This is a genomic window from Gilvimarinus gilvus, assembly GCF_030518155.1.
Lineage (GTDB): Bacteria > Pseudomonadota > Gammaproteobacteria > Pseudomonadales > Cellvibrionaceae > Gilvimarinus > Gilvimarinus gilvus.
This window is the reverse complement of sequence record NZ_JAULRU010000596.1, coordinates 1-378: the sequence shown is the minus strand read 5'-3', so window position 1 is coordinate 378 and position 378 is coordinate 1. Positions and strand designations below refer to the sequence as shown.

1 protein-coding gene is annotated in these 378 nt (G+C 45.5%); it reads right to left on the bottom strand.

The genetic code is table 11. The features are described 5' to 3' along the window. The coding region (locus tag QWI17_RS14870; RefSeq protein ID WP_302723315.1) for a hypothetical protein at positions 1 to 208 on the bottom strand (208 nt) is incomplete at its 3' end. Between the last annotated feature and the right edge of the window lie 170 nt (positions 209 to 378).

Below are 378 nucleotides of genomic sequence, written 5' to 3'. Positions count from 1 at the left end.
CCAATTGGGGCATGTTAGCAGAGGCATTAAATAGGCGACGCCAAATGCGCTCATTTAAGATCACAGATTGGGCAGAATAGCTCTGTTGAGCCTGAACCTTTTCCGACAAGTAATCACTTTCTATCAGCTGTAATAACGACTTAATTAAAGAGGGGGCAACACCTCGTGTAGCGACTTCCTCTATCCGTTTCAACACCGGCTTGATCATATTAAGGTCCAGAGACTTTACTCGCGCAACCGGCTGGCGCCTTAATTTATTTGAGAAGAACGGGACTCGTAATGGCCATACCTCATCGCTGCAATCAGTGCCATAAAGTAACGCTCCACGAGGGTAGGTAACATTATCCAAAGGAATATTGGCACAAGATTACACAGGTA